The sequence below is a fragment of the Pseudomonas fluorescens genome (assembly GCF_902498195.1).
Classification (GTDB): domain Bacteria; phylum Pseudomonadota; class Gammaproteobacteria; order Pseudomonadales; family Pseudomonadaceae; genus Aquipseudomonas; species Aquipseudomonas fluorescens_BU.
The window spans coordinates 127,815-145,372 of the sequence record NZ_CABVIY010000006.1 but is presented as its reverse complement, the minus strand read 5'-3'; the positions used below and the strand labels follow the sequence as shown (position 1 = coordinate 145,372).

Below are 17,558 nucleotides of genomic sequence, written 5' to 3'. Positions count from 1 at the left end.
TAGTTTTGTGAGTTATCCCCCCGGTTTTCGGTGGGGGGTTTGGGGGGGCCGTTGGCCCTTGACTGTTGGTTAAACAAGGAGAGATCGGGATGGTTTTTTCGTCCAACGTGTTCCTGTTTTTGTTCTTGCCGATCTTTCTCGGCTTGTACTACCTGAGCGGGCAACGCTATCGCAATTTACTGCTGCTGATTGCCAGCTATGTGTTCTACGCCTGGTGGCGTGTGGACTTTCTCGCACTGTTCGCGGCCGTCACGCTGTGGAACTACTGGATCGGCCTGAAAGTCGGCGCCGCCGGCGTCAGGACCCAACCGGCGCAGCGCTGGCTGCTGCTCGGCGTGGCCGTCGACCTGTGCATCCTCGGCTACTTCAAGTACGCCAACTTCGGCGTCGACAGCATCAACGCGATGATGACCTCGGTGGGCCTGGAGCCGTTCATCCTGACCCACGTGCTGTTGCCGATCGGGATCTCGTTCTACATCTTCGAGTCCATCAGCTACATCATCGACGTCTACCGTGGTGACACCCCGGCGACCCGCAACCTGATCGACTTCGCGGCGTTCGTGGCGATTTTCCCGCACCTGATCGCCGGCCCCGTGTTGCGTTTCCGCGACCTGGCCGATCAGTTCAACAACCGCACCCACACCCTCGACAAATTCTCCGAGGGCTGCACGCGGTTCATGCAGGGTTTCATCAAGAAGGTCTTCATCGCCGACACCCTCGCGGTGGTGGCCGACCATTGCTTCGCCCTGCAAAACCCGACCACGGGCGATGCCTGGCTCGGCGCGCTGGCGTACACCGCGCAGCTGTACTTCGACTTCTCCGGCTACAGCGACATGGCCATCGGCCTGGGTTTGATGATGGGTTTCCGCTTCATGGAAAACTTCAAGCAGCCGTACATCAGCCAGTCGATCACCGAGTTCTGGCGCCGCTGGCACATCAGCCTTTCCACCTGGTTGCGTGACTACCTGTACATCACCCTGGGCGGCAACCGCAAAGGCACGCTGACCACCTATCGCAACCTGTTCCTGACCATGTTGCTCGGTGGCCTGTGGCACGGCGCGAACATCACCTACATCGTCTGGGGTGCGTGGCACGGCATGTGGCTGGCGATTGAAAAAGCCCTCGGCCTGAACACCTCGCCGCGCAGCTTCAACCCGATCCGCTGGGCACTGACTTTCCTGCTGGTGGTGATGGGCTGGGTGATTTTCCGCGCGGAAAACCTGCACGTCGCCGGTCGCATGTACGGCGCGATGTTCAGCTTCGGCGACTGGTCGCTGTCGGAACTCAACCAGGCCAGCCTCACCGGCCTGCAAATCGCGACGCTGATCGTGGCCTACGTGACGCTGGCGTTCTTCGGCCTGCGTGACTTCTACAGCAACCAGCCACCGGTCAAGACCAAGCCTGCCGTGAACGTTGATAGCGACGGCCCGGCCGCCGCGACCGCCGGAACGATCAAGGCCGTGCCTGGGGATAACCCGTCGAGCATCCACCAGCCTGGCTACACCGTCGGCGTCGACGCCCAGGTGCAACCGGCCTACTGGAGCGCCGACTGGTCGCGCTACGCAATGCGCGCTTTGGTACTGCTGCTGTTCATCGCCTCGATTCTCAAACTCTCGGCGCAAAGCTTCTCGCCGTTCCTTTACTTCCAGTTCTGAGGGATCCGGCCATGACCCGCTCATTACGCATCTTTTACATCGCCCTGTTCCTGGTGACCCTGCTGGCCCTGGGCCTGTGGTCGGTTCGCAGCTTCCTGGGCTTCAGCACCAACGCCGACGCGACGGTGCTCAACGGCCGCTGGACCAAGGCGGTGGAGACGCACTACGACGACGAGTTCCCGATCAAACGCCTGGGCACCAACCTCTGGGCCGCGCTGGATTTCAAGCTGTTCAACGAAGGCCGTCCGGGCGTGGTGCTCGGTCGCGACCAGTGGTTGTACAGCGATGAAGAATTCCACCCGGTGGTCAACGAAGAGCTGAACCTGCAAGGCAACTACGCGCTGGTCGAAGGCGTGCGCCAGACCCTGAAGGAAAAAGGCGTGCAACTGGTGATGGCGGTAGTGCCGGCCAAGGTGCGCCTGTACCCGGAACACCTCGGCGAGGTCAAACCGGCGAGCATCCACGCCAACCTCTACAAGGACTTCCACCAGCGCCTGGCCGCTGACCGGATTCCGGCGCCGGACCTGTTGGGCCCATTGCTGGCTGCCAAGCGTGACGGCAAGCAAGTGTTCCTGCGTACCGACACCCACTGGACCCCGGAAGGCGCCGAGATCGCCGCCAACCGCCTGGCCCGGACCATTGCCGACCGGTTCCCGCTGAATGGCGAACCGCAAACCTTCGTCACCGAGCCTGCGGAAAAAATCACCCACAAGGGCGACCTGCGCCTGTTCCTGCCGCTGGACCCGCTGTTCGAAAACCTGATGCCGGCGCAAGAACCCTTGCAGAAGCGCAACACCGTGGCCGCTGCCGGGCAGCCGGTTGCCGAGGATGCGCTGTTCGCCAACACCGAAGTGCCCGTGGCCCTGATCGGCACCAGCTACAGCGCCAACCCCAACTGGAATTTTGTGGGCGCGCTGAAACAAGCGCTGCGCAGCGACGTGGTCAATTACGCCGAAGACGGCCACGGCCCGATCCTGCCGATGCTCAGCTACCTGAAAAGCGACGCCTTCAAGAACAGCCCGCCACAAGTGCTGATCTGGGAGTTTCCTGAACGTTATCTGCCTGTGAACAACGAAATCGGCGACGCCGACCCGCAGTGGGTCGCAGAGCTTAAACAAGCCGGCGCCCGCCAACAAAACGTAGCCATTAACGCTAAATCCGAGACGCCCGACCGGGCGCAAAACTGAAAGAGAGAGGTAATTCCATGACTTTCACTACAACTCCTCGTCGTCTCGCCAAGACTTTTGCTCTCGTTGCCGGCATGAGCGTGCTGTCCATGCAGGCCTTTGCCGCAGGTGATTCGGCACTGTACGGTCCGACCGCACCGAAAGGCTCGACCTTCGTGCGCATCTACAACGCCGGTAACGCCGAAGTCAGCGCCACCGTCGGCAGCACCAACCTGGCCGACGTCGCGCCGCTGTCCAGCAGTGACTTCAGCTTTATGCCGGGCGGCGACTACAGCGCCAAGGTCGGCAGCCAGACCCTGCCGGTGAAACTGGCTGGCGATCACTATTACACCCTGGTCAACAACGCCAGCGGCGCACCGCAGCTGATCGAAGAACCGCCGTTCAAGAACAAGCAGAAATCCCTGGTCCGCGTGCAGAACCTCAGCGACAAGGCCCTGACCCTGAAAACCGCCGACGGCAAGACCGACGTGGTGCCGAACGTGGCCGCCAAGGGCCGTGGCGAGCGTGAAATCAACCCGGTGAAAGTCAGCCTGGCGCTGTACGACGGCGCCACCAAGGTCGGCGACGTGAAACCGGTCGCCCTGGAACGCGGTGAAGCCGCCGTGCTGTACGTCACCGGCAGCGGCAGCAGCCTGTCGCCAGTCTGGGTAAAACGCCCGGTGTCGACGCGCTAACCCATTTTTCCGGCTTGACCCGATCCCCTTGTGGGAGCGGGCTTGCTCGCGAATACGGTCTCACATTCAACGATGTGTTGGCTGACCCACCGCTTTCGCGAGCAAGCCCGCTCCCACAGTAGACCGCGTTGTCAGACCGGACACGAAACAAAAACAAGAGTGAAACGACACCACGTTCGTAGCTCTAACCAAACGATTTTCAAGGAGTAACACCATGATTCCAGTCATTCTCTCCGGTGGTAGCGGCTCACGTCTTTGGCCGCTTTCGCGCAAGCAATTCCCGAAACAGTTCCTGGCCCTGACCGGTGAGCACACGCTGTTCCAACAGACCCTGGAACGCCTGGTGTTCGAAGGCATGGACACCCCGATCGTGGTCTGCAACAAGGACCACCGCTTCATCGTCAACGAACAGCTGAGCGCCCGTAAGCTCGACACCCAGCGCATCCTGATGGAACCGTTCGGCCGCAACACCGCGCCGGCGGTGGCCCTGACCGCGATGATGCTGGTCAATGAAGGTCGCGACGAGCTGATGCTGGTGCTGCCGGCCGACCACGTGCTGGACGATCAGAAAGCCCTGCAACGCGCCCTGGCCCTGGCCACCGTCGCCGCCGAAAACGGTGAAATGGTGCTGTTCGGCGTACCGGCCACCAAACCGGAAACCGGCTACGGCTACATCAAGTCGACCAACGATTCGCTGCTGCCCGAAGGCGTCAGCCGGGTCTCGCACTTCGTCGAAAAACCGGATGTGAAACGCGCCACCGAGTTCGTCCAGTCCGGTGGTTATTTCTGGAACAGCGGCATGTTCCTGTTCCGCGCCAGCCGCTTCCTCGAAGAACTGAAAAAGCACGACCCGGACATCTACGACACCTGCCTGCTGACCCTGGAACGCAGCCAGCAAGACGCCGACAGCATCACCTTCGACGAAGCCACGTTCGCCTGCTGCCCGGACAACTCCATCGACTACTCGGTGATGGAAAAGACCCAGCGCGCCTGCGTGGTGCCGCTGACCGCCGGCTGGAGCGATGTCGGCTGCTGGTCGTCGCTGTGGGAAGTGAATGAAAAAGACGCCCACGGCAACGTCACCAAAGGCGACGTGGTGATCCAGGACAGCCGCAACTGCATGATCCACGGCAACGGCAAGCTGGTGTCGGTGATCGGCCTGGAAAACATCGTCGTCGTCGAGACCAAGGACGCCATGATGATCGCGCACAAGGACAAGGTCCAAGGCGTGAAACAGATGGTCAACACCCTCAACGAACAGGGCCGCAGCGAAACCCAGAACCACTGCGAAGTCTATCGCCCGTGGGGTTCCTACGACTCGGTGGACATGGGCGGCCGCTTCCAGGTCAAGCACATCTCGGTCAAGCCGGGCGCGTGCCTGTCGCTGCAGATGCACCACCACCGCGCCGAGCACTGGATCGTCGTCAGCGGCACCGCCGAAGTGACCTGCGATGAGAATGTGTTCCTGCTGACCGAAAACCAGTCGACCTACATTCCGATTGCTTCGGTTCACCGCTTGCGCAACCCGGGCAAGATTCCACTCGAGATCATCGAAGTGCAATCGGGCAGCTACCTGGGTGAGGACGATATCGAGCGCTTTGAAGATATCTACGGGCGCACTACGCCGATCGAGCGTGGCGTGTCGGTGAAAACCATCGCGCAGTAAGCGATCGCTGAAACTTTAAGCCCCCGTCCAGCCTGCTGCGTTCCCTATCCGCGGCGGGTTGGGCGGGGGCTTTTTTTGATCCGGACTTTGTGGTGCCTTGGCTGGCCTCTTCGCGAGCAAGCCCGCTCCCACATCTTTTGCATTGATCACAGATTTTGTGTTCCACCCCGATCCACTGTGGGAGCGGGCTTGCTCGCGAAGAGGCCCTCACCTGCACCACAAAAATCTCGCCCATCGCCAATCCCACTCACCCTTAGGTACGATGGTCCTATCTACCTCGGAGGTGTGCGCGTCATGTTCATCGGTGTCCTGCTGGTCATCACCTGGCTGATCCTGTTGCTGCGCTACCCAGCCAAGGCCCTGCCCGTTTCCCTGGCAGCCGCCGTCGGCCTGGGCATCGTCGCCACCTGGGTCATCTGGATGGACCACCGCGAACTCAAGCAATTGCAGCGCCTTGAATTGCGCATCAGCTACGCGCCACAACACTGCCCCGCCGACCGTCCGCTGCAATTGACCCTGAACAACGGCAACGACGTACCGTTGACCGAATTGCGCTGGCGGGTAGCCGCTTATGCGCCGGGCGATACGGTCAACCTGGCCGACAATCAATACACCGCTCCCCGCTACCGGGGCCCCGGCGAATTGCAGGCCGGGGGCAACTGGCAAGACTGTTTGCCGCTGCCGCCCCTGCGTCCCGGCTACCGCCCGGAAACCCTGGAGTTTCGCGCCGAGCGTTTGCAGGGTAGCTTCTCCGACTAAACAGCTGCGACTGATTCCCTCCCCACTCTTTTGCACAAGGAATGCGCCATGCCCGTTGCGTTGATTACCGGTTGCTCCAGCGGCATTGGCCGCGCCCTCGCCGATGCGTTCAAAAGCGCCGGTTACCAAGTCTGGGCCAGTGCGCGCAAGGCTGAAGACGTGGCGGTGCTCAGCGCTGCCGGCTTCACCGCCGTGCAGCTGGACGTCAACGACGGCCAGGCGCTTGAACAGTTGAGCGAGCGGATCAACCAGCAGCATGGCGGCCTCGATGTGCTGATCAACAACGCCGGTTACGGCGCGATGGGGCCGTTGCTCGATGGCGGCGTGCAGGCGATGCAGCGCCAGTTCGAAACCAACGTCTTCAGCATCGTCGGCGTCACCCGCGCGCTGTTTCCGGTCCTGCGCCGGACCAAAGGGCTGGTGGTCAATATCGGCAGCGTGTCGGGGGTGCTGGTCACGCCCTTCGCCGGCGCCTACTGCGCATCCAAGGCTGCCGTGCATGCCTTGAGCGATGCCTTGCGCATGGAACTGGCACCGTTTGGCGTGCGGGTCATGGAAGTTCAGCCCGGCGCGATTGCCTCCAGCTTCGCCAGGAATGCAGGCGTTGAAGTCGAGCAACTGATCAGCGAACAATCGCCGTGGTTCCCGCTGCGCGAAGGCATTCGCGCACGGGCCAGGGCGTCCCAGGACAACCCGACCCCGGCCAGTGAGTTCGCTGCCGGGTTGCTCAAGGCGGTGCAGCAGGACAAACCGCCTCGGCTGATTCGCCTCGGCAATGGCAGCCGGGCGTTGCCGCTCTTGGCGACCTTGTTGCCCAAGGGATTGCTGGAATCGACCTTGATGAAGCGGTTCGGGTTGCGCGGTCAGCTTTGAAACCGAGCCGCCCCCTTCGCGAGCAAGCCCGCTCCCACACTGGGTCTGTGGCGTTCTCAAAACCAATGTGGGAGCGGGCTTGCTCGCGAAGGCAGACGCCTCGGTCTACAGCCTATGCACCGCCGTCCTGCTTAACGACCACGGTGCAGGTAATCCCCGCCGCCAACAGCACCCCCTCCGGCACTTCATCAATGTGAATGCGCACCGGCACCCGCTGCGCCAGCCGCACCCAGTTGAAGGTCGGGTTGACGTCGGCGATCAGTTCACGGCTTTCCGGGTTGTCGCGGTCGTAGATGCCGCGCGAGATGCTTTCCACGTGCCCCTTGAGCACTTCGCCACTCATCAGTTGCATGTCGGCCTTGTCGCCCACACGCACGTGGGGCAGTTTGGTTTCTTCGAAGAAGCCGTAGACCCAGAACGAGTTCATGTCGACCACGGCCATTTTCGCTTCGCCGATGCGCGCGTAGTCGCCGCGATGGACGTTGAGGTTGGTCACGTAGCCGTCCACCGCCGAACGGACCTCGGTGCGCTTGAGGTTGAGTTCGGCGGCTTCCAGTTGTGCCTGGGCCTGCTGGTAATCGGCCAGGGCCGAATCGGCGATGTTGCTGGCGTCGTCGCGGTTTTCCTTGGAGATCACCAGGTTGTCCAGGTCGGCACGGCGATGGGCGTTGACCTTGCGCATCTCCCACGTCGCCTTGCGTGAAGCCACCATCGACTGCGCCTGCTTGACCGCCAGGCGGTAGTGCTCGGGGTCGATCTGCATCAGCAGGTCGCCCTTCTTCACCAGTTGGTTGTCGCGCACCGGCACGTTCACCACTTCGCCGGTGACGTCGGCGGCGACGTTGATGATGTCGGCACGCACCCGGCCGTCGCGGGTCCACGGGGTTTCCATGTAGTGCACCCAGAGGGTCCGGCCGATCCATATGGCCAAGGCCAGCACCAGCAGGGTGGCCAGCAGGCTGAAAAGCTTTTTCATCAGGGCGTTCTCAGTAATAGATCGTCAGCGCCATGGCGCCGAACAGACAGGTAAACAGACTCAGGCGCAGCAGCGCCGGGTGCCAGAAGAAGCGGTACAGATCGAACCCGGAGAAGAACCGGTCCAGCCCCCAGGCCAGCGTCGCGGCGATCAGGAACATCAGGGTCATGGTCGGCATGTACACGCCGTGGAAGGCGATTTCACGGGGCATGTTCAAGTCCTTGCGGCTTGGCCGGGCTGTAGTGGGACAGCGGCGATTGCGGGTCCAGCAACGACGTGCGGATGAAGTGCAGGTAGCTCTTGACCCGACGCAACGCCGAGGTGTCGAAGTGCGGGGCGAAGGGTTCGTCCGTGGCTTGCACACGGCTGATGGCATGGTCGACCGCGATCAAGGCGCGCTCCAGGTTGCTGTGGCCCGGTTGCAGGAACAGCCGCACCAGCGCACGCCCCATCACACGGATCGCCTGGCGCCACGGCTGGGATTCGGCATAGGCCGGGTGCACCGGCAGGATCGCCTGTTCCTTGCGCAACTCGATGATCGCGTGGCCAACTTCCAGCACCACGAACATCCAGCGCAGCAGATTGCGCTGCACCTGCGGTTGCCCCGCCGCGAAACCGTAGGCCTGATGCACCAGGTCACGGGTGCGGCTTTCGAAACTCGACGCCAGGCCCTTGAGCTTGCCGCTGATGGCGTACACCACCTGGCCGCGCAAGTCCTGTTCCAGGCGCCGCCACAACCAGCGGCTGTTGGGCGGCAGAATGATTGCCCCCGCCGCGGCGCACACCAGCATGCCGATGACCATGGCGATGTAGTCGTTGATGAAGGTGTAGGGGTTGTAGACCGTGAGGTTGTCCGGCACCGACCCCATGCTGAAGAAAATCAGCAAGCCCACCCCGACCCCGGCGAATTGAGGCCGCGATGCGAGGAACGCACCCAACACGAACACCGGGGCGAGCATCACGCACAGCAAGGGGAAGCCGTCGATCCACGGGTAAATGAAAAACATCTCGCCGAAGCCGATCAGCGCCCCGAGGAGCGTGCCGCACGCCATCTGGAAAGCCATGCGCTTGGGGTTCGGCGTGGCGGCGGACAAGCCCACGGTGGCAGCGGCGACCAGGGTCATGGTCGCCCCGCTCGGCCAGGCCGTGGCCACCCAATAGCTGCCCAGCACCAACAGAATGAACGAGGCACGAATCCCCGAAGCCGCCGCCGCCAGCCAGTTGGTTTGCGGGGTGAAGGCTTCGGCCCAATTCTCGCGCTCATGGCTGTGATCGGCCAGGGAGGCGTGGGTCTGTGCATAACTGTGCAAATCATCGACGAAGCGGTACAGCAGTTCGTAGGCGGTGTGAAAATCCAGCTGTTCAGCTTCCGTCGGATTGCTCTGCTGATAGATCGCCCGCAGGCTGCGCACCCGCGCTGGCAGGCCTTCCTTGTACGCCGTCAGTGCCGTGACCAGCCGTGCCGCATCGGCGCTGGTCAGGGCGCGGCCGCTGAAGCCGTCGAGTAATTCGGCGAGGTCCTGCAACCCCGGCTTGATCGCCGCCTCCGCATGATCGCAGCCGCTGCTGCGCAGGCGTTCCAGCAACTGGTGCAAGGCGTTGAAGCGGGTGGTGACGCCCATGAACTCGCTGTTCAGGCGACTGAGCCGACCGTTACGCCGGCGCATGTGCGGGTCTTCGAACACGGTCACGCTGCGCAGCCCTTCCAGGCCCACTGCCTCGGCGATGAAGCGCACATTGCTGGCTTCGAAGGCGTCGCGTTGGCTGCGGCCACGCAAGCCATCGGTGACGAACAGGGCGAACACGCCAAAGCGCTGATACAGGGCGTTGCGCATGGCGGCACTGGCGGTTTGCGGCAGGATCGCGGCGCTGACCAGGGTCGAGCAGAGAATCCCCAGGGAGATTTCCAGTACCCGCCAGACCGCCGCCATAAAGGCACCTTCCGGATGCGCCAGCGCCGGCAAACCGACCATCGCCGCGGTGTAGCCGGCCAGCACGAAACCATACGCGCGGAAGTTGCGACTGCGCGCCGCGCCAGCCGTGCAAATGCCGACCCAAATCGCCAGCGCACCGAGGAACAGCTCGGTGTTCTGCGCGAACAGGGCAATCAACGCGACCATCACCGCCGAGCCGGCCAGGGTGCCGAGGACACGATAGAAACTCTTGGCGAACACCTGGCCGCTTTGCGGCTGCATGACGATGAACACGGTGATCATCGCCGTGCGCGGCTGCGGCAACTCCAGGCGCATGGCCAGCCACAGGGTCAGGAATGCGGCGATCAGCACCTTGAAGATGTACACCCAGGTCACGCCGTCGCTGCGCGCCCAGTCGAAGAAGCCCCGGCGCCATTCGAGGGAATACAGCCAGCGCAAGGGTGCGGGCAAGGGCGTCATGAAAGGCTGCTCATTGAGTAAAAGGCCAGACTCAATACCTGTAGGAGCGAGCCTGCTCGCGAAATCGGTGTGTCAGGCGACAACTTCATTGACTGACAGGGCCTCTTCGCGAGCAGGCTCGCTCCTACAAGGATTGTGTTCAACGTAGAAGGACCGGGGTTTTCGGCGCGGCGGTCTGGCTGTCTTTGGGTACGTCGTTGCCTGCACCGAGTCCGCCGCCGAGTGCCGTCACCAGTTCCGCATGGGCACCCAGTCGCGCAGCCTGAACCTGCTGTTGCACCTGCTGCTGCTTGAACAACAGCGTCTGCGCATTGAGTACGTTGAGGTAATCGGTGAGCCCGCGCTGGTAGGCAATCATTGCGATGTCATAGGTTTTTTGCGCCGTGGCCACCGATTCGGCGGCGAAGGTTTGCTGCTTGTCCATGGACTCGCGGCGGATCAACTGGTCGGAGATGTTTTTCAGGGCATTGACCAGCGTCTGGTTGTACTTGGCCACGGCCATGTCATAACCGGCCGAGGCTTCCCCCAGCTCCGCGCGCAAACGGCCGCCGTCGAAAATCGGCAGGGAAATCGCCGGCCCCACGTTGTAGTTGAGTTTCCTGCCGGTCAAAAACTCCAGCGCCCCGCCACCCGTGGCCATATAGCCCAGGCTGCCGACCAGATCGACGTTGGGGTAGAAACCGGCGTGTGCGACGTCGATGCCACGGGCCTGGGCCGCGACTTGCCAGCGGCTGGCCACCACGTCCGGGCGTTGACCGAGCAATTGCGCCGGCAACGACGACGGCAGTTTCAGTGCAGCCCCCAGAGACAGCGTCGGCCGCTGTAATTGCGCGCCCTCCCCCGGGCCTTTGCCGGCCAGAGCGGCCAGTTGATTGCGGCTCAGGGCGATTTCTTCGTCCAGTGCATCGATCTGCCGATGGGTTTCCGGCAGCGGCGTCTCGGCCTGGCTGACTTCGAAATGGGTGCCGATGCCACCGTTCAGGCGTTTTTGTGCCAGTTCGAGAATCTGCTGTTGCTGCTTCAGCGTCGCTTCGACGATGTCGCGCTGTGCGTAATGCAGCGAGAGCTCGATGTAGACCCGTACGATGTTGTTCTGCAATTCCAGCTGGGCCTGGCGCGCTTCGGCGACAGTCATGTGGGCCATGTCGACGGCACGCTCGGTGGCATTGCTTTCGCGGCCCCAGAGGTCGAGCGCATAGCTGAAGCCCAGCGCGGCGTTGTTGTCCCAGGTGGTGCTGTTGGCCAGATCGCCCGGGCCATAGAACTGATCGGTGGGCCAGTTGTGGCGCTTGAGGGTGGATTCGCCGTTGATCTGCACCGACTCGGCCGCTTCCGCGACACCGGCCATGGATTTGGCCTGACGGACCCGCGCTGCGGCCATGGCCATGGTCGGGCTGCCTTGCACGGCGAGGTCGACCCAGCGGTTCAATTGCGGGTCGCCATAGGCCTGCCACCATTGGGCCGTGGGCCAATGCGCATCCTGGGCGGCACTGCGGATGGCTTCGTCGGTGACCAGCGAATCGGCCTCCAGCGCCTTGCCCTGCGGGGCAATACCTCCGGTTCCGATGCAGCCGCTGATTGCCAGGGTTAAAGCCAGAAGACTGAGGGTTTGAAGCGCTCTGCTCATGCGACGCGGCACTGCTGCGATTTCCTGAAATGGGAGATGACCTGTGTAGGAGCTGCCGAAGGCTGCGATCCTTTGATCTTGCTCTTAAAAACAAAAATCAAAAGATCGCAGCCTTCGGCAGCTCCTACAGAGGTGGGCATAATTCTAGGGGTGGGTTTAATTGGCGATAAGCTGGGATTCCTGTGAATCTTTGTTACCGTTAACGAGATAATCCTTAAGTCTGGGGTCTCACCCCCTGAAACTTCGTGTCACAATTTGCCATCGAACCCGAGAGCACCCCATGGACACTTTGCAAAACATGCGCGCCTTCAGTTATGTGGCCGAAGCCGGCAGCTTCACCGCCGCCGCCGTACAACTGGACACCACCACGGCCAACGTCTCGCGCGCGGTCTCCAACCTGGAAGCCCACCTGCAAACCCGCCTGCTCAATCGAACGACCCGACGCATCGCCCTGACCGAGGCCGGCAAGCGCTACCTGTTGCGCTGCGAGCAGATCCTGGCCTATGTCGAGGAAGCCGAGGCCGAAGCCAGCGACGCCCACGCGCGCCCGGCCGGGCAACTGAAAGTGCACACCATGACCGGCATCGGCCAGCACTTTGTGATCGACGCCATTGCCCGCTACCGCAAGACCCACCCGGACGTGACGTTCGACCTGACCATGGCCAATCGCGTGCCGGACCTGCTGGACGAGGGTTACGACGTGTCCATCGTGCTCGCCAGCGAACTGCCGGACTCGGGCTTCGTCTCCCAGCGCCTGGGCATCACCTACAGCATCGTTTGCGCCTCGCCGGCCTACGTCAAAGCCAACGGCTGCGCGCAAAAACCCAGCGACCTGCTCAACCACGCCTGCCTGCGCCTGGTCAGCCCGGTCATCCCCCTGGAAAAATGGGCCTTCGACGGCCCCGACGGCCAGGAAATGGTCACCATCAACAGCTCACCCTTCCTGGTGAACTCCGCCGACGCGATGAAAAGCGCCATCACCAGCGGCATGGGCGTTGGCGTACTGCCGCTGTATGCGGCGATTGACGGCCTGCGCAACGGCACGCTGGTGCGGGTGATGCCCAAATACCGCTCGCAGGAGCTGAACCTGTACGCCATCTACCCCTCGCGCCAGTACCTGGATGCGAAGATCAAGACCTGGGTGGAATACCTGCGCGGGTCGTTGCCGGAGCTGTTGGCGGCGCATCAGGCGGAACTGGCGGCTTATGAATTGAGCGGGAGCCTGGCGGGGGCTCGTGTCGCAAACTGATCTCTGCGCCTTTGTGGGAGCGGGCTTGCTCGCGAAGGCGGTATCACATTCAACATCTGTGCAAGCAGGCAGACAGCTTTCGCGAGCAAGCCCGCTCCCACAGGTTTTGCTGCAATAGCTCAAACTGACAGCGCCGTCAGTTAGCAGTCACCTTCCCGACCGCCAAACAGGTTTATAAAGGAACATACACACCTGTCGATCCCCCAGCCCTGGCGCCTCCTTCGCATGCGAATCCAGCAAAAACCCGCCCTGCTCGTCGCCCTTCTGATCGTCCTGGCAGTGCTGGGCCTGTGGTATGCCAACAAACCCGCCAAGGCAAAGCTCGCGGCCCCCAACGCGATCCCCGTGCGGGTGGTCAGCGTTGCCGAAAAAGACGTCCCGCGCTACGTCAGCGGCATTGGCTCGGTGCTGTCGCTGCACAGCGTGGTGGTCCGCCCGCAAATCGACGGCATTCTCACCAAAATCCTGGTCAAGGAAGGCCAATTGGTGAGCAAAGGCGACCTGCTGGCCACCATCGACGACCGCACGATCCGCGCCAACCTCGACCAGGCCCGGGCGCAACTGGGCGAAAGCCAGGCGCAGTTGCAGGTGGCGCTGGTCAACCTCAAGCGCTACAAACTGCTGAGCGTCGACGATGGCGTCTCGAAACAGACCTACGACCAGCAGCAGGCGCTGGTCAACCAGCTCAAGGCCACCGCCCAGGGCAACCAGGCCTCGATTGACGCTGCCCAGGTCCAGTTGTCCTACACACAGATTCGCTCTCCGGTTACCGGCCGCGTCGGCATTCGCACGGTCGACGAAGGCAACTTCCTGCGCATGACCGACACCCAGGGCCTGTTCACCGTCACCCAGATCGACCCGATCGCCGTGGAGTTCTCCCTGCCGCAACAAATGCTGCCGACCCTGCAAGGCCTGATCAGCGACCCGCAACATGCCCAGGTCAAGGCCTACATCGGCGCCGACACCGACGGCGAAACCGGTAACCTGCTGGGTGAAGGCCACCTGACCCTGATCGACAACCAGATCAACGCCAACACCGGGACCATCCGCGCCAAGGCCGAATTCAACAACGCCGGGCAGAAACTCTGGCCAGGCCTGCTGGTGACGGTAAAAATTCAGACAGCGCTGGATAAGGACGCGCTGGTGGTACCGCCCACCGTCGTACAGCGCGGCCTCGATCAGCCGTTCGTCTACCGGCTCAAGGGTGACAAGGTCGAAACCGTTCCGGTGCAGATGGTCTACCAGGGCAGCGGCCAGAACATCATCAAGGGCGTGGAACCGGGTGACGTGCTGGTTAGCGACGGTCAGTCGCGGCTCAAGCCCGGCTCCACGGTGCAAGTGTTGACCGATCCGCCGCAGGTGGTGCAATCGGAGGCCGAACAATGAAGGGCCACGGTTCGATATCCGCCTGGTGCATCGACCACCCGGTGGCGACGGTCCTGCTGACGTTCGCCCTGGTGCTGCTGGGCGCCATCGCCTTCCCGCGCCTGCCGGTGGCGCCCTTGCCCGAGGCGGAATTCCCGACCATCCAGGTGGCGGCGCAGCTGCCCGGCGCCAGCCCGGAAACCATGGCCTCTTCGGTGGCCACGCCCCTTGAAGTGCAGTTCAGCGCCATCCCCGGCGTGACCCAGATGACGTCGAGCAGCGCCTTGGGCTCGACCAACCTGACGCTGCAATTCACTCTCGACAAGAGCATCGACACCGCCGCCCAGGAAGTGCAGGCCGCGATCAACACCGCCGCCGGCAAGCTGCCCAAGGACATGCCGAACCTGCCGACCTGGCGCAAGGTCAACCCGGCCGACAGCCCGGTGCTGATCCTCAGCGTCAACTCGTCCCTGATGCCCGGCCCCGAACTCAGCGACCTGACCGAAACCCTGCTGTCCCGTCAGATCAGCCAGATCGACGGTGTAGGCCAGGTCGCCATCACCGGTCAGCAACGTCCGGCGATCCGCGTCCAGGTCTCGGCGGACAAACTCGCGGCCATTGGCCTGACGCTGGCGGACATCCGCCTGGCGATCCAGCAAACCAGCCTCAACCTGGCCAAGGGTGCCTTGTACGGGGAATCGAGCATCTCGACGCTATCGACCAACGATCAACTGTTCCACCCCGAGGACTACAGCCAGCTGATCGTGTCCTACAAGGATGGGGCGCCGGTCCACCTCAAAGACGTGGCGAAAGTCGTCAACGGCTCGGAAGATGCCTACGTGCAGGCCTGGGCCGGCTCGCAACCGGGGGTCAACCTGGTTATTTTCCGCCAGCCCGGCGCCAACATCGTCGAGACCGTGGACCGCATTCAGGCAGCCCTGCCGGGCCTGGAGGCCATGCTGCCGGCCTCGGTGCAGGTCAAGACGCTGATCGACCGCACCCAGACCATCCGTGCCTCGCTGCACGAAGTGGAAATCACCCTGCTGATCGCGATCATGCTGGTGGTGGCGGTGATGGCGTTGTTCCTGCGCCAGCTGTCGGCGACCCTGATTGTGTCGGCGGTGCTCGGCGTGTCGCTGATCGCCAGTTTCGCCCTGATGTACGTCATGGGCTTCAGCCTGAACAACCTGACGCTGGTGGCGATCGTCGTCGCCGTGGGGTTCGTGGTCGACGATGCGATCGTGGTGGTGGAGAACATCCACCGTCATCTGGAGGCCGGCGACGGCATGCGCGAGGCCGCGATCAAGGGCGCCGGGGAAATCGGCTTCACCGTGGTGTCGATCAGTTTCTCGCTGGTGGCGGCGTTCATTCCGCTGCTGTTCATGGGCGGGGTGGTCGGGCGGCTGTTCAAGGAGTTCGCCCTGACCGCGACCTCGACCATCCTGATTTCCGTTGTGGTGTCCCTGACCCTGGCGCCCACCCTGGCGGCGCTGTTCATGCGCGCCCCGGTGCACGATGCCCATGGCAAGAAAGGTTTCGGCGAGCGCCTGCTGGACCTGTATGAGAAAGGCCTGCGCCGCGCCCTTGCCCACCAGAAACTGATGATCGGCATCTTCGGCCTGTCCGTGGCGCTGGCGGTCGGTGGCTACATCTTCATTCCCAAAGGCTTCTTCCCGGTGCAGGACACCGGTTTCGTCCTCGGCACCACGGAAGCGGCTGCGGATATTTCCTACGGCGACATGGTGAAAAAACACCTGGCGATGGCCGAGATCGTCGCCGCCGATCCTGCGGTCGAGACGTTCTCGCACTCGGTCGGGGTCTCGGGCAGTAACCAGACCATTGCCAACGGCCGCTTCTGGATCGCCCTGAAAAAACGCGCTGACCGCGATGTCTCGGCCAGTGAGTTCATCGACCGGATTCGCCCGCAACTGATGAAAGTCCCGGGCATTGTCCTGTACTTGCGCGCCGGCCAGGACATCAACCTCAGTTCCGGCCCGAGCCGTGCCCAGTACCAATACGTGCTCAAGAGCAACGACGGCGCGGTGCTGAGCACCTGGACCCAGCGCCTGACGGAAAAACTGCGCGGCAACCCGGCCTTCCGCGACGTCTCCAATGACCTGCAACTGGGCGGCAGCATCACCCACATCAGCATCGACCGCAGCGCGGCGGCGCGCTTCGGCCTGACCGCCAGTGATGTCGACGAAGCGCTGTACGATGCCTTCGGCCAACGCCAGATCAATGAATTCCAGACCCAGATCAACCAGTACAACGTGATCCTGGAACTGGACACCAAGCAACGCGGCAAGGCGGAGAGCCTCAACTACTTCTACCTGCGCTCGCCCCTGAGCGGCGAGATGGTGCCGCTGTCGGCGCTGGCCCGGTTCGATGCCCCCACCATCGGCCCCTTGTCCATCGCCCATGACGGCATGTTCCCGGCCGCCAACCTGTCCTTCAACCTCGCACCCGGCGTGGCGTTGGGCGATGCGGTGATCATGCTCAACCAGGCCAAGGCCGACATCGGCATGCCCGTGGCAATCAGCGGCAACTTCCAGGGCGCGGCCCAGGCGTTCCAGAGTTCGCTGGCCAGCCAGCCGTGGCTGATCCTGGCGGCGCTGGTGGCGGTGTACATCATTCTCGGTGTGCTCTATGAGAGCTTCGTGCACCCGCTGACCATCATCTCGACACTGCCGGCGGCGGGGCTCGGTGCGGTGATCATGCTGTGGATCTGCGGCCAGGACTTTTCGATCATGGCCCTGATCGGCCTGGTGCTGCTGATCGGTATCGTCAAGAAAAACGGCATCCTGATGATCGACTTCGCCCTCGAAGCGCAGCGCAAGGGCGGCTTGCCAGCCGAAGAAGCGATCTTCCAGGCCTGTCTCACGCGGTTCCGGCCGATCATCATGACCACCCTCGCCGCCCTGCTCGGCGCCCTGCCGCTGATGCTCGGCTACGGCACCGGCGCCGAGTTGCGCCAACCCCTGGGGATTGCCGTGGTTGGCGGCCTGCTGGTGAGCCAGATGCTGACGCTGTTCACCACGCCGGTCATATACTTGTGGCTGGAGCGGCTTTTCCATCGACACTCTCTTCCACCAGCCGCAACGCCCGTACCGGCGCTGGCGACCACAGACTGAGGC

Annotated in this window: 13 protein-coding genes; 9 read left to right on the top strand and 4 right to left on the bottom strand. The window is 62.8% G+C overall.

Annotated elements, in window-relative coordinates; translation table 11 throughout:
- Nucleotides 1–89: 89 nt before the first annotated feature.
- From F8N66_RS22090 to F8N66_RS22060, 6 genes are all read left to right on the top strand, one after another.
- Nucleotides 90–1,655, top strand: coding sequence for an MBOAT family O-acyltransferase (locus F8N66_RS22090; RefSeq protein ID WP_150772200.1), 1,566 nt, complete (start codon nt 90–92; stop codon nt 1,653–1,655).
- 11 nt (nt 1,656–1,666) lie between these two features.
- Nucleotides 1,667–2,842: an alginate O-acetyltransferase gene (locus F8N66_RS22085; protein ID WP_150772199.1), complete on the top strand. Its 1,176-nt coding sequence runs from the start codon at nt 1,667–1,669 to the stop codon at nt 2,840–2,842.
- Between the two features lie 17 nt (nt 2,843–2,859).
- Nucleotides 2,860–3,516: an alginate O-acetyltransferase AlgF gene (locus F8N66_RS22080; protein WP_150772198.1), complete on the top strand. Its 657-nt coding sequence runs from the start codon at nt 2,860–2,862 to the stop codon at nt 3,514–3,516.
- A 214-nt stretch (nt 3,517–3,730) separates the two neighbouring features.
- Nucleotides 3,731–5,182: a mannose-1-phosphate guanylyltransferase/mannose-6-phosphate isomerase gene (locus tag F8N66_RS22070; RefSeq protein ID WP_150772196.1), complete on the top strand. Its 1,452-nt coding sequence runs from the start codon at nt 3,731–3,733 to the stop codon at nt 5,180–5,182.
- Between the two features lie 294 nt (nt 5,183–5,476).
- Nucleotides 5,477–5,941, top strand: coding sequence for a multidrug transporter (locus F8N66_RS22065; RefSeq protein WP_150772195.1), 465 nt, complete (start codon nt 5,477–5,479; stop codon nt 5,939–5,941).
- Nucleotides 5,942–5,989: 48 nt separating this feature from the next.
- The gene (locus F8N66_RS22060; RefSeq protein ID WP_150772194.1) at nt 5,990–6,814 is read left to right on the top strand and encodes an SDR family oxidoreductase; all 825 of its coding nucleotides are present in this window, start codon (nt 5,990–5,992) and stop codon (nt 6,812–6,814) included.
- 112 nt (nt 6,815–6,926) lie between these two features.
- Here the strand turns inward: F8N66_RS22060 and F8N66_RS22055 are convergent, their stop codons facing one another.
- The 4 genes from F8N66_RS22055 to F8N66_RS22035 all read right to left on the bottom strand — a co-directional run bounded on the left by F8N66_RS22055 (nt 6,927) and on the right by F8N66_RS22035 (nt 11,822).
- Entirely contained in the window at nt 6,927–7,790 is an 864-nt protein-coding gene (locus tag F8N66_RS22055) for an HlyD family secretion protein (protein ID WP_150772193.1), read from the bottom strand.
- A 10-nt stretch (nt 7,791–7,800) separates the two neighbouring features.
- The gene (locus F8N66_RS22050; RefSeq protein ID WP_150772192.1) at nt 7,801–8,001 is read right to left on the bottom strand and encodes a DUF1656 domain-containing protein; all 201 of its coding nucleotides are present in this window, start codon (nt 7,999–8,001) and stop codon (nt 7,801–7,803) included.
- Nucleotides 7,991–10,183, bottom strand: coding sequence for an FUSC family protein (locus F8N66_RS22045; RefSeq protein ID WP_150772191.1), 2,193 nt, complete (start codon nt 10,181–10,183; stop codon nt 7,991–7,993). The genes F8N66_RS22050 and F8N66_RS22045 overlap by 11 nt, the downstream gene beginning before the upstream one ends.
- A 139-nt stretch (nt 10,184–10,322) precedes the next feature.
- Nucleotides 10,323–11,822, bottom strand: a complete 1,500-nt coding sequence (locus F8N66_RS22035; RefSeq protein ID WP_150772190.1) for an efflux transporter outer membrane subunit — start codon at nt 11,820–11,822, stop codon at nt 10,323–10,325.
- Between the two features lie 268 nt (nt 11,823–12,090).
- Here F8N66_RS22035 and F8N66_RS22030 point away from each other — a divergent pair, with 268 nt between their 5' ends.
- The 3 genes from F8N66_RS22030 (at nt 12,091) to F8N66_RS22020 (ending at nt 17,555) form a co-directional block, all read left to right on the top strand.
- Nucleotides 12,091–13,059, top strand: a complete 969-nt coding sequence (locus F8N66_RS22030) for a LysR family transcriptional regulator (protein WP_150772189.1) — start codon at nt 12,091–12,093, stop codon at nt 13,057–13,059.
- 225 nt (nt 13,060–13,284) lie between these two features.
- Nucleotides 13,285–14,445: an efflux RND transporter periplasmic adaptor subunit gene (locus F8N66_RS22025; protein ID WP_150772188.1), complete on the top strand. Its 1,161-nt coding sequence runs from the start codon at nt 13,285–13,287 to the stop codon at nt 14,443–14,445.
- Nucleotides 14,442–17,555, top strand: coding sequence for a multidrug efflux RND transporter permease subunit (locus F8N66_RS22020; RefSeq protein ID WP_150772187.1), 3,114 nt, complete (start codon nt 14,442–14,444; stop codon nt 17,553–17,555). Before F8N66_RS22025 ends, F8N66_RS22020 begins: the two co-directional genes overlap by 4 nt.
- Nucleotides 17,556–17,558: the final 3 nt, after the last annotated feature.